The sequence below is a fragment of the Pseudomonas sp. GW823-FHT02C05 genome, assembly GCF_058797595.1.
The window spans coordinates 782,520-800,528 of the sequence record NZ_JBXAJU010000002.1 but is presented as its reverse complement, the minus strand read 5'-3'; the positions used below and the strand labels follow the sequence as shown (position 1 = coordinate 800,528).

Genomic DNA, 18,009 nt, shown 5'->3' with positions numbered 1-18,009 from the left:
AACCCGTCTGCGGCCGGATGAAGGCCCAGAACAGCTCGCACGCAAATGCCGATGGCACGGAATACGCGACATAACGAGATCCCTGCCCCTCAAGAAAACCAAGCCACTGAAAAGCCCGCAGAAGTGATGAGGTACCCCGTCAAAGAAGCGACTTTTTCAGCAGGCCTCGGCCGCCGAAATCATCGATCACCTCATATTCGATTGATGCCTTGGTCGGCTGTGACGGAGCGCTCGCTGGCCAGGGGAAAGACTCATATCCGAAGGGTGCGACCATGCCTGGCTTCAAATCGATTCGACGGCCTGACACAGCAACTTCCATGCGTCCGAAGGACACGTAATAAGGTGTTGGGTTAAACACTTTGATAACCGGAACTTGCGAAGCGCCTGCTCGACTTAATTCCCACTTGAGCTTTTCGCCAGCCATGCCCGCATTGCCAATCAAGTTGTCAGGGCGGAAGAAAATCTTGATCCGAGTCCTGAATGCAAACTGCAACACGTTCTCGTCCTGTTTTCGCCGTGGTGGCGTTTCCAGTACATTCAGCCAGAACAACGATTCGCGATCTTTTGCCAAGGGTTCTTTTGAATAAGACACACGCAATATTGCCGAGCCTCCCGCTTCCACCCGGCTGACTGCTGGGGCCAGAAGAAAGGGAACCTTGATTTCCTCAGGAGACTTGTTGGCATCGCCTTCGTCGATCCAACTTTGCGCCAACAAGGCCACAGAGCCGGTGTTACTCAACTTCAATGTAACTTCACGAGCCTCTGCTGGATAAACCAGGCGCGTACCTTCCAGTACTATCCCGGCATGCGCGACCCCCGACAGTATCCCCAGGAACATGACACCGATAACGAGAGAATGAACAAAACGCGCAGTCGGCGTCATGACCTGCCCCTTAATAACTAACTGCTGTTATTGGTATGCAAGGGTGTAGCGGATGTAGGACACGCCCGAACCCGCACCGACGGAGGCTTCAGTAGATACGTAAGCGGCCTGGTACTTCAGGGTTGCAGTCTTTTCAGTGGAGATCGTAGCGACCTGGGGTGCGGCTTCCGCCTGACCCAGGACGATCTTCGCCGGAGTACTGCCGTGGTCGTTGTAGATCTGGATCTGCACGCCCCTTGCAGGCTTGCTACCGATCAGCTTGAGGTTGCCGGAGGCAGGGTCGACGTTGCCGAGTTGATCGAACTCGATGGAAACGCTCTTACCAGCAGTACAGCTGGCACCCGAAAGCTGTAGTACGAACGGTTTCAGCGTAGAAGTCTTGCCGATCTCGCTAAATACAGACGGGTTGATAGTACCGAGTTCAACGTTAGTCTCGTTACCTTCGCCCGGTGCCTTGCCGTTGATATCGCAGGTGGTGTCAGAGATGCTGCCACTGAACTTCACCACGCCATCGGTAGCCTGGGCAAAGGATGGAATCAATGCTGCCAGCATCAACCCGGAAGTTGCCATGGACAAGAGAGTCTTGCGTTTCATCTGATTTCCTTTTCCAAATGATTATAAGGAAGCAACAACAAAACACTTCCCTCCGAAAGCAACCGACAATAATACTGCCGCCAGCTTGGAAGAACGGATTTGCCTGACCTTATAAAAGTTAATTAATGCTGCTTGTTCCCGGCATCCCGGCCGGCTTGAACTACAAGTTCGGATCGGGTCTGCCAGCAGCGACCAAGCATATAGAAGAGTCGATTTATTTGGATCAAGATCACTACAGCATGATTTCCGGGAATGCTCCCGCAGAGAAACAGGAAATTTCTCGGAATGGGAAACCAACTTAAACAGCAGACAAACTAAAGTTATTCGCTAATAACAACTTCCTGGAATATCAATCCAATAGCCGATAACAGCATCAAGTATTGTGGACTATTGATATTTGGCCAAGCACCGCCGAATCGACCGGGCGCAGGACGCAGGACGCACTGATTCCGCCGGCGCTAACAGTTCGGCAGAAGGCGTTGCTGGAAAACGAGGGGGGCGCACGGCCCGGGGCGGCCGATTGCGAGCAACAAAAAAGCCCCGGAAATCGATGTTTTCCGGGGCTTTCATTTGTATGGCGGAGAGATAGGGATTCGAACCCTAGGTACCGGTGAAGGTACAACGGATTTCGAATCCGTCCCATTCGGCCACTCTGGCATCTCTCCAACGGCGCGCATCATAACAGCACCTTTGCTCGAAGCGAAGCCCCCCGAGCAAATTTTTTCCGTGCTATCAGATGCTTGCGTCGATTACAGCGGTACGCCGAGGCGCTGGGCCACTTCTTCGTAGGCTTCGATCACATCGCCCAGGCCCTGGCGGAAGCGGTCCTTGTCCATCTTCTTCTTGGTGTCCTTGTCCCACAGACGGCAACCGTCCGGGCTGAACTCGTCGCCCAGGACGATGGAGCCGTCGCTGAACACGCCGAACTCCAGCTTGAAGTCCACCAGCAGCAGGCCGGCGTCATCGAACAGCTTGCTCAGCACTTCGTTGACCTTGAGCGACAACTCTTTCATGCGCGCCAGTTGCTCGGCAGTACCCCAGCCGAATGCCACCACGTGGGATTCGTTGATGAACGGGTCGCCCTTGGCGTCGTCCTTGAGGAACAGCTCGAAGGTGTAGGGGTTGAGCTTCATGCCCTCTTCCACGCCCAGGCGCTTGACCAGGCTGCCGGCGGCGTAGTTGCGCACCACGCACTCCACCGGAATCATGTCGAGCTTCTTCACCAGGCATTCGTTGTCGCCCAGCAGCTTGTCGAACTGGGTCGGCACGCCGGCGGCTTCGAGTTTCTGCATGATGAAGGCGTTGAACTTGTTGTTCACCATCCCCTTGCGGTCCAGCTGCTCGATGCGCTTGCCGTCGAACGCCGAGGTGTCGTTGCGAAACAGCAGGATCAAGCGGTCGGCGTCGTCGGTCTTGTAAACCGATTTGGCTTTGCCGCGGTAGAGTTCTTCACGTTTTTCCATGATGGGCTCCGCTTGCTAAGTAGGTGGGCTAGGCGATGTGGCGCCAGTCGAGCCCTGAATCTTGATCGGCCAGTTGCAGCCAGTCCGGGTCGCACCCGAGGGTGTCGACAAAACATTGCCGGGCCAGCTGCGGCAGGTTGTTCTTGCTGCTCAGATGAGCCAGGACCAGGTGCTGCAGGTCCTGCCATCCCAATTCGGCCACCAGGCTTGCGGCCTGATGGTTGTTCAAATGTCCCAGGTCGCCGCCAACCCGCTGCTTGAGAAAGTACGGGTAATAACCCCGTGCCAGCCGATCCCGGCAATGGTTGGCCTCGATCATCAAGGCATCCAGGCCACGGTAGCCGTCCAGCACCCCGGCGCAGTAGGAGCCGAGGTCGGTCAGCAGGCCGAAGCGCCGCTGGCCATCACTGAAGACAAATTGCGTAGGTTCCTGGGCGTCGTGGGCCACGGCAATCACGTCGATGCGCAAGGCGCCGATCTGCAGCGACTCGCCACCGCGGACAAAACCCGCGACCTCCACCGGTTTGCGCATCCCGCGCAAGGTGCCCTGGCTGAGGTAGACCGGTAGATTGTAGCGCCGAGACAGCAAACCCACGCCATGCACGTGGTCGGCATGTTCGTGGGTTACCAGGATGGCGCTCAACTGCGCGGGATCGACTCCCAGACGCAGCAGGCGCCGCTCGGTTTCCCGCAGGGAGAAACCACAATCCACCAGAACGCAGGTGTCGGCACTGACGATCAGCGTGCCATTCCCTTGGCTACCACTGCCGAGAACGGCAAAACGCATCGGATCAGCCCAGGTTGTCCTGAATCACGCCCAACACTTTGCGTGCCACATCGGCCGGCGCTACGGTGTTGATGTTCTTCTCGACGGTGACCTGGACGTTCTCGCCTACCTTGCTCAGGCGAACCTGATAGCGCTCGGCACGGGCTTCGATCTCTTCCTTGGCCGGCTTGCTGCCGAACAACTTGCCGAAGAAGCCCGGCTCGTCGTCTTTCTTCTCGGCTTTTTCCGCCAGGTTGATGTAGTACAGGCCCAGGCTGCGGTTGATGTCCTCAACCCGCCATTCGCCCTGTTCCAGGGCACGGCCAACACTGGACCAGGCGCGATCGAGGTCGGCGCCCAGGTTCAGTACCGGGTTGCCGCTGCCATCCTCGCTGAGGCTGACCCGGCTCGGGGTATCGAAATCGCGGGCCGCCAGCAGAGACACCGAACCGCCCTTCTCGGAGGTGCGGCTCATGCTTGCCAGCATGTCGTCCACCAGCGCGGCGTCCAGGCCGGTGTTGACCGAGCGATTGGTGAATTCCACGTCAGCGGTGCTGCCGGCGGGACGCTCGGCACTGACCACGTAGACTTCACTGGTATTGCGCTGCACACCCGGTTCGATCCGGACCCGCACACGGGTTTCGCTGTCGGCGGCGACGCCGGCACTGCTCAGGCGCTTGGCCACGGCAGCGGAAAGCTCGTCGGAACGCTGCCAGCCGGTGGTGAACTCACCGGTTTGCGGGCGCTGCTGATCCAGGCGGAAACCGTTGTCCTGGAAGAACTGCACCGCCACTGGCCAGACTTCGGCCGGTGGATGCTGGGCCATGACCCAACGCGAATCGCCGCTCTTTTGCAGGGTGTAGTCGCTGGCATCGGCAATGGACGACAGCGGCTGTGGACGAGGCACTTCGTACTCGCCCTTGACGTTGTCGTCGGCCACGTTGCGCGGAATCGGCAGCAGAGGGTCCAGACGCTTGGCGGTCTGTACATCCGGCGGCAATTGCATCGGTGCTGTTTGTTGCGCTTGCAGGTAATCGCTACCCCGGTCACGGAAGTAGCCTTCCGGGCCCCAGATCCAACCGCAGCCACTGGTGCTGGAGATAATCAAGGCAAGTGCGGAAAGTCCGGCCATTCGCTTCATGCGTTGTACTTCCTCAATTAAACCAAGACGCCGGACTGGCGCATGGCCTGCCGCAGCGGTTCGTGACAGGCGGCACTGAGCCAGGTGAGCGGCAGACGGATACCGTCCGGCATCAAGCCCATTTCGTGCAGGGCCCATTTCACGGGAATAGGGTTGGATTCGATGAACAGAGTCTTGTTCAGCGGCATCAGGGTCTCGTGGATCTCCCGGGCCTTGGCGGCATCGCCGGCCATGGCCGCGGCGCACATCTGGCTCATGGCCCGTGGCGCGACGTTGGCGGTCACCGAGATATTGCCCTTGCCGCCCAGCAGGATCAGCTCGACTGCGGTGGCGTCATCGCCGGAGTACACCAGGAAATCGCCGGGCACGCCGGCCAGGATGGCCTTGGCGCGCTGCAGGTCGCCGGTGGCTTCCTTGATCCCGATGATGTTCTTCACGCTGGACAGGCGGATCACGGTCTCGGCCTGCATGTCGCATGCGGTGCGGCCCGGAACGTTGTAGAGGATCTGCGGGATGTCCACGGCCTCGGCAACGGCGCGGAAATGCTGGTACAGGCCTTCCTGGGTCGGTTTGTTGTAGTACGGGGTCACCAGCAGGCACGCATCGGCGCCGGCGATCTTCGCATTGGTGGTCAGCTCGATCGCTTCGCGCGTCGAGTTGGCGCCGGTACCGGCGATCACCGGAATGCGCCCTGCAACCTGGGTGACCACCCGACGAATCACTTCGATGTGCTCGTTCACATCCAGGGTGGCCGACTCACCTGTGGTGCCGACCGCCACGATGGCGTTGGTGCCCTCTTGCAGGTGGAAGTCCACCAGTTTGCTCAGGCTGTCCCAGTCGAGATTTCCCTGTGCATCCATGGGTGTGACCAGTGCCACCATACTGCCCGCAATCATGCAACCGCTCCTGCCGGAAAAAGAGAGCGGTAATGGTACTGGCGCCAAGTTCCTTGCACAAGCGAAGTCCCGCGCCATGAGCATTCCCCTGAGCGATGGTTTTCGCTACCCTTCAGGCTTTGATCGCTACTGATAAGCGTGTAGACCGGGTTATCGCCTGCCTGTTGGATCTGCAAAGCCCCATTCCCGCGTTGCCAGCCTGTGTTCCGAGCGTTTCGGGGCCAGTCGCCGGCTTGTGGTCCGAGGCCTTGAAGTTCCGCCGGCGACGCTTGCCCGGTACTGGCTTGTCAAAAAGTACCGACCGCTCATCGCTTTAGGAATGCTGCATGTCCACCCCCACAGTTCGCGAACAATTCCTTGTCATCAGTGCCCTCGGCGCCAACCCCATGGAGCTGACCAACGTCCTGTGCCGCGCCAGCCATGAAAACCGCTGCGCCGTGGTGACGTCGCGCCTGACCCGGCATGGCGAGTGCAGCGCGCTGGTTCTGGAGATTTCCGGCAGCTGGGACGCCCTGGCGCGCCTGGAAAGCAGCCTGCCGTTCCTGGCCAAGAAGCATGCCTTCACGGTCAACGTGGTGCGCAGCGCCGCCCTGGAAAGCCGCCCCCAGGCCCTGCCTTATGTGGCCTACGTCAGCGCCGCGTACCGCTCGGACATCGTCAATGAGCTGTGCCAGTTCTTCATCGACCATCAGGTCGAGCTGGAAAACCTCACCTGCGATACCTACCAGGCTCCACAGACCGGCGGCACCATGCTCAATGCCACCTTTACCGTGACCCTGCCCGCCGGCACCCAGATCAGTTGGCTGCGCGACCAGTTCCTGGACTTTGCCGATGCCATGAACCTCGACGCGCTGATCGAACCCTGGCGCCCACAGAACCCTATGTAAGGAAGCCCCATGGCCGTTGCTATCGATCAACCTATTGCCGATTTCCAGGCCCCCGCCACCAGCGGGCAGACCGTCAGCCTGTCCGACCTCAAGGGCAAGCAAGTGGTGATCTACTTCTATCCCAAGGACAGCACCCCGGGCTGCACCACCGAAGGCCAGGGCTTTCGCGATCAATACGCCGCCTTTCAGGCTGCCAACACCGAAGTCTTCGGCGTTTCCCGCGACAGCCTGAAGTCCCACGAGAACTTCAAGTGCAAGCAGGAATTCCCCTTCGAGCTGATCAGCGACAAGGACGAAGCCGTCTGCCAGCTGTTTGACGTGATCAAGCTGAAGAAGCTCTACGGCAAGGAATACCTGGGCGTGGACCGCAGCACCTTCCTGATCGACAAGGACGGTGTGTTGCGCCAGGAATGGCGCGGGGTGAAGGTACCCGGGCACGTCGACGCCGTACTGGCCGCGGCCCAGGCCCTGAACAAGGCCTGAAATGACCGGGGCGGCTGTATCAGCCGCCCCGTTTATCTAGAGTAGAGGTGCCACCACCGGGTCCTTCCTGGGCCAGGCATCCAGCACTGCCTTGAACAGGGTCGCCAGGGGAATCGCAAAGAATATCCCCCAGAACCCCCACAGCCCGCCAAACAGCAGCACCGCACAGATGATCGCCACCGGGTGCAGGTTCACCGCGCCGGAGAACAGCAGTGGCACCAGCACGTTGCCATCCAGGGTCTGGATGATCCCGTAGACCGCCATCAGGTAGATGAACTGATCGCTCCAGCCCCACTGGAACAGCGCAATCAGCGCCACCGGTACCGTTACCACCACGGCGCCGACATAGGGCACCACCACCGAGACCCCCACCAGCAGAGCCAGCAGGGCCGCATAGTTCAGGCCCAGGGCGACGAAGGCGATGTAGGTCACCCCGCCACAGATGACGATCTCGATGACCTTGCCGCGAATGTAGTTGGCGATCTGCCGGTTCATTTCATGGGCCACGCGAGTAATCAGCGTACGTTCGCGGGGCAGATAGCTGATCACCCAGCGGCTGATCATCGCCCGATCCTTGAGGAAGAAGAACACCAGGATCGGCACCAGTACCAGGTAGATCATGATGTTCACCAGCAAGGGCAGGCTGGACAGGGAGAAGGTCAGCGCCCACTGGCCGAACTTGCCGATCTCGCCCCTGGCCACTTCGATGGCCTGCAGCACCTGCTCGTCGGACACAAGATGCGGGTAGCGCTCGGGCAACAGCAGCAACAGCGACTGCCACTTGGCGAGCATGCCCGGCAGCTCGTTGAACAGGGTGATCAACTGATGCCAGAGCAACGGCACCACCACCAGGATGAACACCAGCAGCAGCCCCATGAACAGCGCGAACACCAGCCCCACGGCCGCCCCGCCAGGCAGGCGCAGCCGCTCCAGGCTCACCACCAGCCCCTGCATCAGGTAGGCCAGGACCATCCCCGCCAGCACCGGCGCGAGCATGCCGCCCAGGGTCAGGACGGCAGTGAAGGCCAGAAACAGCAGAACGGCCAGCACCACCGCCTCTTCATCCGAGAAGTAGCGCTGAATCCAGTCACGTAGCACTTTGAACATCGATGTTCCTTAGATGAAGGCCCTCAAGGGCAGACTGCGCTCAGGCCTTTTTCAACCAGTAGCGATACACCCCGGCTTCATCCTCTTCACGCAGCAGGGTATGACCGGCCAGGCGGGCGAAAGTGCGGAAGTCACGCTGGGAGCCGGCATCGGTGGCAATGACCTTGAGTACCGCGCCACTGGCCAGGCGATTGAGTTCCATCTTGGCCTTGAGCAGCGGCAGCGGGCAGTTCAGGCCGCTGGCGTCCAGCTCGGCATCATGGGCGACAACATCGGTCATTGGATTACTCCGATCATCAATTCAAGGCGTCTAGAATACCCTGCAAGCCAGGCCCGCCGGCAATAAAGAAGCCCGACACCAGAGCACTGCCGCGCGCTGCCGAAGCCACGATCAGGTAGACGCCGGAATTTACCCAAAAGCACTTTTTATCCTCAGAGTTTTCACTGGCTTTGTCTGGTCCCCGGCCAGGTGTCCAGCTACAGTAGAGCCTTTGTCGATTAAGGCTTTGTGCATGAATGTATTGCGCCCTACCCTGCTGACGCTCGCTTGCCTGCTCGCCTCACCGGGCTTCGCCGACGACCTGCCGTCACTTGGTGATGCCAGTTCAGCCATTGTCTCTCCGCAACAGGAATACCAACTGGGCCGTGCCTGGCTGGCGTTGCTGCGCAGCCAGGTTTCGCAGCTCAACGACCCGCAACTCAAGGACTATGTCGAAACCAGCGTCTACAAACTGGTGGAAACCAGCCAGGTCAACGACCGGCGCCTGGAGTTCATCCTGATCAACAGCCCGCAGCTCAACGCCTTCGCCGCTCCCGGGGGAATCATCGGGGTCAATGGCGGGCTGTTCCTCAATGCCCAGACCGAAGGCGAGTACGCCTCGGTGCTGGCACACGAACTGGCGCACCTTTCCCAGCGCCACTTCGCCCGGGGGGTCGAAGCCCAGCAGCGCATGCAGGTGCCGATGATGGCCGCCCTGCTGGCCGGGATCGTGATTGCCGCCGCTGGCGCCGGGGACGCGGGGATCGCCACCATCGCCGGCACCCAGGCCGCAGCCATCCAGGAACAGCGGCGCTTCTCCCGGCAGAACGAGCAGGAAGCCGACCGCATCGGCATCCTCAACCTGGAAAAGGCCGGCTACGACCCGCGCTCGATGCCCACCATGTTCGAACGCCTGATGCGCCAGTACCGCTTCGATGCCAAGCCGCCGGAATTTCTCCTGACTCACCCGGTGACCGAATCGCGGATCGCCGACACCCGCAACCGTGCGGAACAGGCCCGGCAAGGCGGCACCGAAGACAGCCTTCGCTACCAGTTGATCCGCGCCCGGGTGCAACTGACCTATGAGGAATCGCCAGGGCTGGCCGCCAAGCGCTTTCGCGCGCAGCTCGATGAGAACCCGAAGAACGACATCGCTCGCTACGGCCTGGCCATCGCCCAGATCAAGGGCAGCCAGTGGAACGAAGCACGGGAAAACCTCAAGCCGCTGCTGGCCAAGTCGCCCAACGACGTGACCTACAACCTGGCTCAGATCGAACTGGACATGGCCAACAGCCGCCTGCCGGACGCGCAGACTCGGGTCGAAAGGATGCTCAACCTGTACCCGGGCAATTACCCCTTGAACCAGATCCGCGTGGACCTGCTGCTCAAGCAGAACCGCCCGGCCGATGCCGAAAAGGCCCTGGAAGGCCTGCTGAAAAGCCGCCCGGACGACCCGGATGTCTGGTACCTGGTGGCGGAAACCCGCGGCCTGTCGGGTAATATCATCGGCCTGCACCAGGCCCGAGCCGAGTACTTCGCCCTGGTGGGCGACTATCGCCAGGCCATCCAGCAGTTGGACTTCGCCAAGCGCCGGGCCGGCAGCAACTTCCCCCTGTCGTCGAGGATCGACGCTCGCCAGCGCGAGATGATGGACCAGGAACAGATGGTCAAGGACATGATGCGCTGACATTGACGCAAGCCACAAAAAAGCCCGCCTCTTACGAGGCGGGCTTTTTATTGGGCAACCTCAGAGGCTGGCGAATTACTCGGCCAGCTTGAAGGTGATGAAGCTGGCTCGCCCCTGACGCAGTACCCGCATGGACACCGAGCGGTTCTTCGGCAATGCCTTGGCGATTTCAGTGAACTCCTTCGCCGAAGTGATCGCCTGATTGTTCAGGTGAGTGATCACGTCGCCCGGCTGCAAGCCGATCAGCGCCGCAGGACCGTCCTGGACTTCCTTGATGACTACCCCGCCCTTGAGGTCGAAGGCTTTCTTCTGCTCATCGTTGAGCTCGACCACCGCTACACCCAGACGGTTGCTGCTGCGCTCGACACCCGACTTGGGCAGCATGCTCAGGTCTTTGTCTTCTTCAGGAATCGCGCCGACGGTCAGCTCGACATTCTTGCGCTTGCCGTCGCGGATCACTTCCAGGTTGGCCTTGGCCCCGGCCTTCAGCGCGCCTACCAGGTGCGGCAGGTCGGCCGACATGACGATGGGCTGGCCATTGAGGCTGAGGATCACGTCACCCACTTGCAGGCCGCCCTTGGCCGCCGGGCCATCATCCTGGATCTGTGCAACCAGCGCGCCGGCCGGTTTCTCCAGGCCGAAGGATTCAGCCAGGTCCTTGTTGACCTCCTGGATTACCACGCCAAGCCAGCCACGGCTGACTTTGCCACCGGTTTTCAGCTGGTTGGAAACGTCCATCGCCACATCGATCGGGATGGCGAAAGACACGCCCATGAAACCACCGGAGCGGGTGTAGATCTGCGAGTTGATCCCCACCACTTCACCGGCCAGGTTGAACAGCGGGCCACCGGAGTTGCCCGGGTTGATCGGCACGTCGGTCTGGATGAACGGCACGTAGTTTTCGTTCGGCAGGCTGCGACCGATGGCACTGACGATACCCTGGGTCACGGTATGGTCGAAGCCGAACGGCGAGCCGATGGCCACCACCCACTGGCCGGCCTTGAGGTCCTGGGATTTACCCAGTTTCAGCACCGGCAGGTCTTTGCCATCGATTTTCAGCAGTGCTACGTCGGAGCGTGGGTCGGTACCGATCAGCTTGGCTTTCAGCTCACTGCGATCGGCCAGACGCACAAGAATTTCGTCCGCATCGGCGATCACGTGGTTGTTGGTGAGGATGTAACCGTCCGCGGAGATGATGAACCCGGAACCCAGCGACTGCGCTTCGCGCTGACGATCCCCGCGCGGAGAGCGTGGCTGGGGCATGCCCCGTTCGAAGAACTCGCGCAGCATTGGCGGCAGGCCTTCGAGGTCGGGCATCTGCGCCGAATTGGAAACCCGGCGGTCCGGCAGTTTCTGCGTGGTACTGATGTTCACCACCGCAGGCGAGGCCTGCTCGACCAGTTGGGTGAAATCAGGCAGCTCGGCCGCCTGGGCAGAAACGGCCTGCCCAAGCACCAGCACGGTGGCAAGAATGGTGAAGTAGGACTTCAAGCGTGGTATCGACATACGGCTCCCGTTACGACGAGCGTGGTTAAGCGATATGGAACAGCAAATACCGAAACTGCAGGGGCGGCATCTTTGTTCCAGGAACGACAAATAAGGTCAGAACCGAGGGGGTTCTGACCTATAGAAAAACTCTGGGAATTTTGCAAATGAAATTGCTGACCAAACATTTCATCTTCTCAATTGTGGAGCGGGCATCACTGACCTCTTACACAACCAACAAAGGCTCATTGCTTGGCAGTGGTATCGGAACGCATCGACAGCGCAATACGTTCAGCAGTACCAATGGGGATCTCCCCGACCACCGTGACCATCATCTCGCCATCGGGGGTAGTCAGGCGGCGTGATACAGCCACCGTAGGTCCGAGCTGAGTGCGGGTATCGGTGACCGTCGCGCCGTTGAGCGGCTCGAGAAACACCGAAAAGCGCGCAAGACCATCGTCATACAGCAGGCTGTTGACCATGGATTTGGTTTCCGGATCCTTGCGGGCACTGCTGCTGGTCAATTCGAAGCCCGGAGGCAGCCAGTCGGAATGCCAGGTTTGCACAGTCTTGACCGCCGAGGCCTTGTCGCTGTCCAGAGACACCGGCTTGCAGCCAGCGCTGGGACGCAACTCGACGTCGTCAGGCACATCCGCAGTATCCAGGCGAGTGAACTGGAAGCGCTCCAGCAACTGCCCCTTGTCGTTGAGCAACAGGGACTTGAGCGGCAGCCCGGTCTCACGATCCAGGTGCAGCTCGAAACCATAGCGATGCTGGTCCTTGGGCGTGACCGAAACGATCACCGCCTGGCGACCGGCCACGCGCGACTTGCCGATGACAGCAAGGTTGTACCAATTCTTGAGTTTTTGCGGGTCCAGGGCTCGGGCGGCACCGTCAGGGGAATCCCCGAGACCTGCCACCAACTCGCCACTGACGCACTGGGTACGACCATCGACACGCACCACCTCTTGAGCGGACCCATCGAGCTGGATCAACCGCTCACGGACCTTTCCATCCTGGACGCGATGCCAGATGTTATGGGTAGAAAAACTACCGTTGCGCTCGTAAACGAAAGTGCCCTGAAAGCTTTGCTGCTGTTCCGCTTGCCCAAGACGCTGCAACCAGTCCTGGGCTTCGTCGGCATGGGCTGGAACCACAAACCAGCCACTGAGCAGAAGCGTTAATAGAGGTATGGCGCGCATGATCCTCCTTAGCGGTTTTCCAGGCTTGCCGCACGGGCGTAAGGCAGAGCGCTTTCAGTGCCTTTGAGTGCAGCTTGCTGGGCGTGCTGGCGCAAGTAGCTTGGCAGACGCTGATCGTGCCAGCCTGGCTGCCCTTGTAGTACGCCATTGGCCATGGGGCCAGTAGCTTCCGAGCTTTCATTGTAGCCGGCCAGTACTGCCGGCCCTTTGACTTGTGGAGTCGCCAGGGTGGGCTGGCCGGTTTGCTGTGCCAGTTCGACACCTGCGATCTCGTCCTGGTTGTACAGGCGAACACCGGCCAGCACGGCCACGGTCACCGAGGCAGCTACTGCCAGACGGCCCAGGCTGCGCCAAGGTCCGCGGGAGGCTTTGGCCGGCACGGCCTCATCAGCCAGAGCTGCAGAAACGGCAGCGGCGATGTCCAGACGCGGAAGCAGCAACTCCTTGTGCATGGCTGCCCGGGCGATTTGATAACGGGCCCAGGTCTCACGGGTTTCCACTTCGTCGACGGCATTCAATACCCGACGCAATTCCAGTTCGTCCGCTTCGTTATCCATCACCGCGGACAGCGATTCCTGCAGGGCTTCACGACTCATGGCGGTTCCTCTCTTGGCTGTCGCCGCTGTCTCAGGTTTCCTGCAACAACGGCTGCAGGGCTTTATCGATGGCTTCCCGAGCGCGGAAAATCCGGGAGCGCACGGTACCCACCGGACACTGCATGACGCTCGCAATGTCCTCGTAACTCAGACCATCGAATTCACGTAAAGTTAAGGCCGTACGCAAATCTTCAGGCAGTTGCTGGATGGTTCGATGGACGGTGCCCTCGATCTCATCCCGCAGCAACGCACGCTCCGGCGATTCGAGATCCTTCAGGCCATGATCGCCGTCATAGAACTCCGCATCCTCAGAACTTACATCGCTATCCGGCGGCCTGCGGCCGCGTGAAACCAGATAGTTTTTCGCCGTGTTGATGGCGATACGGTACAGCCACGTGTAAAACGCGCTGTCACCCCGAAAATTACCTAGTGCACGGTAAGCCTTGATAAAAGCTTCTTGTGCAACATCCTGGGCTTCATGGGTGTCGTGCACGAAACGCACGATCAACCCGAGAATTTTGTGCTGGTACTTCAGCACGAGCAGATCGAACGCTCGCTTGTCGCCACGCTGAACGCGTTCGACCAGCTGCTGATCCTCTTCCTGGGTTAGCATGAACACTCCTCGATAAGCTCGGAGGAGGCTTGCATCACTAAACGATCAGGCTTGCAAACATAGACTCGGGCTTTTCGCAAAAGTTCTCCCCCTCCAAGCAAGTTTCCTGCGGGCTCTGATCCGGCACGCACGAAAAACGCAGCACGGGCGAGGCCGGCTGCGCGAATAATCCTGTCGTCGAATTCTGTCACAAGGGACACACTGTAAACCTTGGATATAACCGACGCTGTCCCTTCTTTCAGGCAACCTTCTATTGAGTTTGGGGCCTTGGCAAAAGTTCCCAATCTTTATAGCTGCGCCAGACGAAGATTGTGTAACGGTGGCAAGAAAAACCGCCCTATGTCTTCGATCAGCCGCTCCAGAGGCTGGAATGCTCCGAATATCGGACTGACCGAGAGCAACGCTTTTGCTCGGTGAAGTCGCACAATGCCATGAAGGCGCGACTATTGTGCCGATCCCCCCCTCTATATACTAGTGGGCTGTGTGGCTGCTTTGACTTGCCGATTCAGGCGTCTTGCGCCAACCCCTTCCCGGGTCGCTTTGAGCGGAATCCTTCAAATGAGCCAACAGTTTCAACACGATGTTCTGGTGATTGGCAGCGGTGCCGCCGGCTTGAGCCTGGCCCTGACCCTGCCCAGCCACCTGCGTATTGCCGTCTTGAGCAAAGGCGACCTCGCCAACGGCTCGACATTCAGGGCCCAGGGCGGCGTCGCGGCCGTGCTGGATGATACCGACACCGTAGAATCCCACGTCGATGACACCCTCAATGCCGGCGGCGGCCTGTGCCACGAGGATGCGGTGCGCTTTACCGTTGAACACAGCCGCGAGGCCATCCAGTGGCTGATCGACCAGGGCGTGCCCTTTACCCGCGACGAAGACTCCAGCAGCGACGACAGCGGCTTCGAATTCCACCTGACCCGCGAGGGCGGCCACAGCCACCGGCGGATCATCCACGCGGCGGATGCCACCGGTGCGGCCATCTTCAAGACCCTGCTGGCCCAGGCTCGGCAACACCCCAATATCGAATTGCTGGAACAACGGGTCGCCGTCGACCTGATCACCGAAAAACGCCTGGGGCTGGAAGGCGACCGCTGCCTGGGAGCCTACGTGCTCAACCGCAGCACCGGCCAGGTCGACACCTTTGGCGCACGCTTCGTGATCCTCGCCTCCGGCGGCGCAGCCAAGGTCTACCTCTATACCAGCAACCCCGACAGTGCCTGCGGCGACGGTATCGCCATGGCCTGGCGCTCGGGCTGCCGGGTGGCCAACCTGGAATTCAACCAGTTCCACCCCACCTGCCTGTATCACCCATTGGCCAAGAGCTTCCTGATTACCGAAGCCCTGCGTGGCGAAGGCGCCCACCTCAAGCTGCCCAACGGCGAACGCTTCATGCCGCGCTTCGACCCTCGGGCCGAGCTGGCACCACGGGACATCGTGGCCCGGGCCATCGACCATGAAATGAAGCGCCTGGGCATCGACTGCGTGTACCTGGACATCAGCCACAAGCCGGAAGCCTTCATCAAGAGCCACTTCCCCACCGTTTACGAGCGTTGCCTGGAGTTTTCCATCGATATCACCCGGCAGCCGATCCCGGTGGTGCCGGCCGCGCACTACACCTGCGGCGGGGTGATGGTGGACCAACAGGGCCGCACCGACGTGCCGGGCCTGTACGCCATTGGCGAAACCAGCTTCACCGGCCTGCACGGCGCCAACCGGATGGCCAGCAACTCATTGCTGGAGTGCTTCGTCTACGCCCGTTCGGCGGCGGCCGACATCCTTCGGCAACTGCCCCAGGTGTCGATCCCCATCGCCCTGCCCGCCTGGGATGCCAGCCAGGTCACCGATTCCGATGAAGACGTGATCATTGCGCACAACTGGGACGAGTTGCGGCGGTTCATGTGGGACTACGTAGGCATAGTGCGTACCAACAAGCGCCTGCAGCGGGCCCAGCACCGGGTGCGCCTGCTGCTGGACGAGATCGACGAGTTCTACAGCAACTACAAGGTCAGCCGTGACCTGATCGAGCTGCGCAACCTGGCCCAGGTGGCCGAGCTGATGATTCTCTCGGCCATGGAGCGCAAGGAGAGCCGCGGCCTGCACTACACCCTGGACTACCCGCAGATGCTGCCCGAGGCCCGGGACACTATTCTGGTGCCGCCCACCTACGCCGGCTGAACTTGAGCCGCAGCCGCAGGCGCCGATGCTGGTCGGCGGCCTGCGCGTCCCGCGGCACACAGACAGAGCGCACCCAGCGCTCCCCCCGCAGCCGAAAACGCAGCACCACGATCAATGGCAGCGCCAGGCTGTCGGGGCGCAACTGCACGGCCTGCCACCCCTCGGATCGACTCCACAGCTGCCAGCCTTCGGGCGAATGACGCAACCCGGTGAAGGCCCGTGGATGGCTCAAGAGAATCTGCCGCGGCAACACCCAGCCGGCGTGCAGCAGGCACAACCCTAGCCCCACGAGCCTGGCGACAGACGGAAGATCCAGCAGGAAAAACGCGCCCAGGGCGAACGCCTGGGCCAGCAGGTAGGCCGCCAGCAGTTGCCGTGAGGCACGCCAGCGGCATTCGAACAACCTACTTGGGTTGGACACGGTCCAGAATCATGCGGACCATGCGCTGCAGCTCGGGGTCCTCGGACTCGCTGCGCTCCATGAACCAGCCAAACATGTCCTGATCCTCGCACTCCAACAGCTTGCGATAGCACTCGCGGTCGGTCTCATTGAGATGCGGGTACACCTCCCTGACGAACGGCACCAGCAATACGTCCAGCTCAAGCATGCCGCGGCGGCTGTGCCAGTAGAGGCGATTCAGTTCAACATCTTCAACCATGGAGCGCTCCTCAAATAGAGCGCAAGTATACAGCCCGGGGGAGACGAGAACAGTCGGCTTTGGTCGGTGGCCACCCATCCTTTGTGAACTATCCATTTCAGGGGCGCCCCCTTATGATGTGCTCCAGACTTTTTACCCTGCGATGAACCATGGCTGACTCCGCTTTTTTCTGCCCCCTCTCCCACGAAGGCGTGCTCGCTGTCCGCGGGCCTGACGCCAGCAAATTCCTTCAGGGTCAGTTGACCTGCAACCTCAATTACCTCAGTGACAGCCAGTCCAGCCTCGGCGCCCGCTGCAATCAGAAAGGCCGCATGCAATCGAGCTTCCGCATCCTTCTGGAAGGCGACGGCTGCCTACTGGCCATGGCCCGCGAGCTGATCGAGCCGCAACTGGCAGACCTGAAGAAGTACGCGGTGTTCTCCAAGGCCAAGCTTGCCGACGAAAGCGCCAGTTGGGCGCGTTTCGGCCTGGCCGATGCCCAGGTCGCCCTGAGCGGTCTGGGCCTTGAGCTGCCCGAGGAAGACGGCTCCGTGGCCCGCGCCGATGGCCTGATCGCCTTGCGCGTATCCAGCCAGCGCGCCGAACTCTGGGTGCCGGCCGAGCGCGCCGCCAGCCTGCGCCAGCAACTGGCCGCGCAACTGCCCGAGGGCGAGCTGAACCAGTGGCTGCTGGGGCAAGTCCGCGCCGGCCTCGGCCAAGTCATGCCCGAGACCCGTGAACTGTTCATTCCACAGATGCTCAACCTGCAGGCCGTTGGCGGCGTCAGCTTCAAGAAAGGCTGCTACACCGGCCAGGAAATCGTCGCCCGCATGCAGTACCTGGGCAAGCTCAAGCGTCGCCTGTACCGCCTTGCCCTGCCTGGCGACGCCCTCCCCGTTCCAGGCACTGCGCTGTTCGCTCCCAGCCACAACAGCGCCATTGGCGAAGTGGTCCTGGCCGCCCGGGCGCAGCAGGGCGTGGAACTGCTGGCCGTGCTGCAGGCCGAAGCGGTGGAAGGGGGCGAACTGCACCTGGAAACACTCGAAGGGCCAACCCTGCAACTGCTGGACCTGCCGTACCAGCTGGATCGCGACCGCGAGATCCAGCGCTGATTGCCTGCCTTTTCTTGCAACA

19 protein-coding genes and 1 tRNA gene are annotated in these 18,009 nt (G+C 60.7%); 5 read left to right on the top strand and 15 right to left on the bottom strand.

Annotated elements, in window-relative coordinates; all coding sequences use genetic code 11:
- Positions 1-139: 139 nt before the first annotated feature.
- The 7 genes from AC1RGE_RS14710 to dapA all read right to left on the bottom strand — a co-directional run bounded on the left by AC1RGE_RS14710 (position 140) and on the right by dapA (position 5,743).
- Positions 140-883 (bottom strand): fimbrial biogenesis chaperone, encoded by a 744-nt coding sequence (locus AC1RGE_RS14710; RefSeq protein WP_011059801.1) that lies wholly within the window; start codon positions 881-883, stop codon positions 140-142.
- 27 nt (positions 884-910) lie between these two features.
- Entirely contained in the window at positions 911-1,477 is a 567-nt protein-coding gene (locus tag AC1RGE_RS14705; RefSeq protein WP_011059800.1) for a fimbrial protein, read from the bottom strand.
- 575 nt (positions 1,478-2,052) lie between these two features.
- Positions 2,053-2,142: transfer RNA gene (locus AC1RGE_RS14700), tRNA-Ser, on the bottom strand.
- Between the two features lie 84 nt (positions 2,143-2,226).
- On the bottom strand, positions 2,227-2,940 hold the full coding sequence (gene purC / locus AC1RGE_RS14695) for a phosphoribosylaminoimidazolesuccinocarboxamide synthase (RefSeq protein WP_011059799.1): 714 nt from the start codon (positions 2,938-2,940) through the stop codon (positions 2,227-2,229).
- Positions 2,941-2,968: 28 nt separating this feature from the next.
- Positions 2,969-3,727, bottom strand: a complete 759-nt coding sequence (locus AC1RGE_RS14690; RefSeq protein ID WP_011059798.1) for an MBL fold metallo-hydrolase — start codon at positions 3,725-3,727, stop codon at positions 2,969-2,971.
- A gap of 4 nt (positions 3,728-3,731) precedes the next feature.
- Positions 3,732-4,847: an NlpB/DapX family lipoprotein gene (gene bamC / locus AC1RGE_RS14685; RefSeq protein WP_492584539.1), complete on the bottom strand. Its 1,116-nt coding sequence runs from the start codon at positions 4,845-4,847 to the stop codon at positions 3,732-3,734.
- 17 nt (positions 4,848-4,864) lie between these two features.
- Complete coding sequence (gene dapA, locus AC1RGE_RS14680) at positions 4,865-5,743, bottom strand: 4-hydroxy-tetrahydrodipicolinate synthase (RefSeq protein WP_169892603.1); 879 nt, start codon at positions 5,741-5,743, stop codon at positions 4,865-4,867.
- A gap of 326 nt (positions 5,744-6,069) precedes the next feature.
- Between dapA and AC1RGE_RS14675 the strand changes: the two genes are divergently transcribed.
- Both AC1RGE_RS14675 and AC1RGE_RS14670 read left to right on the top strand, forming a co-directional pair.
- Positions 6,070-6,630, top strand: coding sequence for a glycine cleavage system transcriptional repressor (locus AC1RGE_RS14675; protein WP_011059795.1), 561 nt, complete (start codon positions 6,070-6,072; stop codon positions 6,628-6,630).
- A gap of 9 nt (positions 6,631-6,639) precedes the next feature.
- The gene (locus AC1RGE_RS14670) at positions 6,640-7,113 is read left to right on the top strand and encodes a peroxiredoxin (RefSeq protein WP_011059794.1); all 474 of its coding nucleotides are present in this window, start codon (positions 6,640-6,642) and stop codon (positions 7,111-7,113) included.
- 36 nt (positions 7,114-7,149) lie between these two features.
- Here the strand turns inward: AC1RGE_RS14670 and AC1RGE_RS14665 are convergent, their stop codons facing one another.
- Positions 7,150-8,220 carry an AI-2E family transporter gene (locus AC1RGE_RS14665; RefSeq protein WP_011059793.1) on the bottom strand — a complete coding sequence of 357 codons (1,071 nt, stop codon included), beginning with the start codon at positions 8,218-8,220 and terminating at the stop codon, positions 7,150-7,152.
- 40 nt (positions 8,221-8,260) lie between these two features.
- A complete protein-coding gene (locus tag AC1RGE_RS14660; protein ID WP_011059792.1) occupies positions 8,261-8,500 on the bottom strand; it encodes a sulfurtransferase TusA family protein in 240 nt (79 codons plus the stop codon).
- Between the two features lie 232 nt (positions 8,501-8,732).
- Here AC1RGE_RS14660 and AC1RGE_RS14655 point away from each other — a divergent pair, with 232 nt between their 5' ends.
- Positions 8,733-10,166 (top strand): M48 family metalloprotease, encoded by a 1,434-nt coding sequence (locus AC1RGE_RS14655; protein WP_011059791.1) that lies wholly within the window; start codon positions 8,733-8,735, stop codon positions 10,164-10,166.
- A gap of 75 nt (positions 10,167-10,241) precedes the next feature.
- Here the strand turns inward: AC1RGE_RS14655 and AC1RGE_RS14650 are convergent, their stop codons facing one another.
- The 4 genes from AC1RGE_RS14650 to rpoE form a co-directional block, all read right to left on the bottom strand.
- A complete protein-coding gene (locus AC1RGE_RS14650) occupies positions 10,242-11,672 on the bottom strand; it encodes a DegQ family serine endoprotease (protein WP_011059790.1) in 1,431 nt (476 codons plus the stop codon).
- A gap of 224 nt (positions 11,673-11,896) precedes the next feature.
- Positions 11,897-12,853 (bottom strand): MucB/RseB C-terminal domain-containing protein, encoded by a 957-nt coding sequence (locus AC1RGE_RS14645; protein ID WP_011059789.1) that lies wholly within the window; start codon positions 12,851-12,853, stop codon positions 11,897-11,899.
- Between the two features lie 8 nt (positions 12,854-12,861).
- Complete coding sequence (locus AC1RGE_RS14640) at positions 12,862-13,449, bottom strand: sigma-E factor negative regulatory protein (RefSeq protein ID WP_011059788.1); 588 nt, start codon at positions 13,447-13,449, stop codon at positions 12,862-12,864.
- A 31-nt stretch (positions 13,450-13,480) separates the two neighbouring features.
- Positions 13,481-14,062 (bottom strand): RNA polymerase sigma factor RpoE/AlgU, encoded by a 582-nt coding sequence (rpoE, locus tag AC1RGE_RS14635; protein ID WP_007930230.1) that lies wholly within the window; start codon positions 14,060-14,062, stop codon positions 13,481-13,483.
- Between the two features lie 558 nt (positions 14,063-14,620).
- Here rpoE and nadB point away from each other — a divergent pair.
- Entirely contained in the window at positions 14,621-16,237 is a 1,617-nt protein-coding gene (nadB, locus tag AC1RGE_RS14630) for an L-aspartate oxidase (RefSeq protein WP_011059787.1), read from the top strand.
- Here the strand turns inward: nadB and AC1RGE_RS14625 are convergent.
- Positions 16,206-16,658, bottom strand: coding sequence for a protein YgfX (locus AC1RGE_RS14625; RefSeq protein WP_047284331.1), 453 nt, complete (start codon positions 16,656-16,658; stop codon positions 16,206-16,208). The genes nadB and AC1RGE_RS14625 overlap by 32 nt on opposite strands.
- Positions 16,642-16,896 carry an FAD assembly factor SdhE gene (locus AC1RGE_RS14620; protein ID WP_011059785.1) on the bottom strand — a complete coding sequence of 85 codons (255 nt, stop codon included), beginning with the start codon at positions 16,894-16,896 and terminating at the stop codon, positions 16,642-16,644. The genes AC1RGE_RS14625 and AC1RGE_RS14620 overlap by 17 nt, the downstream gene beginning before the upstream one ends.
- Positions 16,897-17,045: 149 nt before the next feature.
- Between AC1RGE_RS14620 and ygfZ the strand changes: the two genes are divergently transcribed.
- Complete coding sequence (ygfZ, locus tag AC1RGE_RS14615; RefSeq protein ID WP_011059784.1) at positions 17,046-17,987, top strand: CAF17-like 4Fe-4S cluster assembly/insertion protein YgfZ; 942 nt, start codon at positions 17,046-17,048, stop codon at positions 17,985-17,987.
- Positions 17,988-18,009 lie beyond the last annotated feature (22 nt).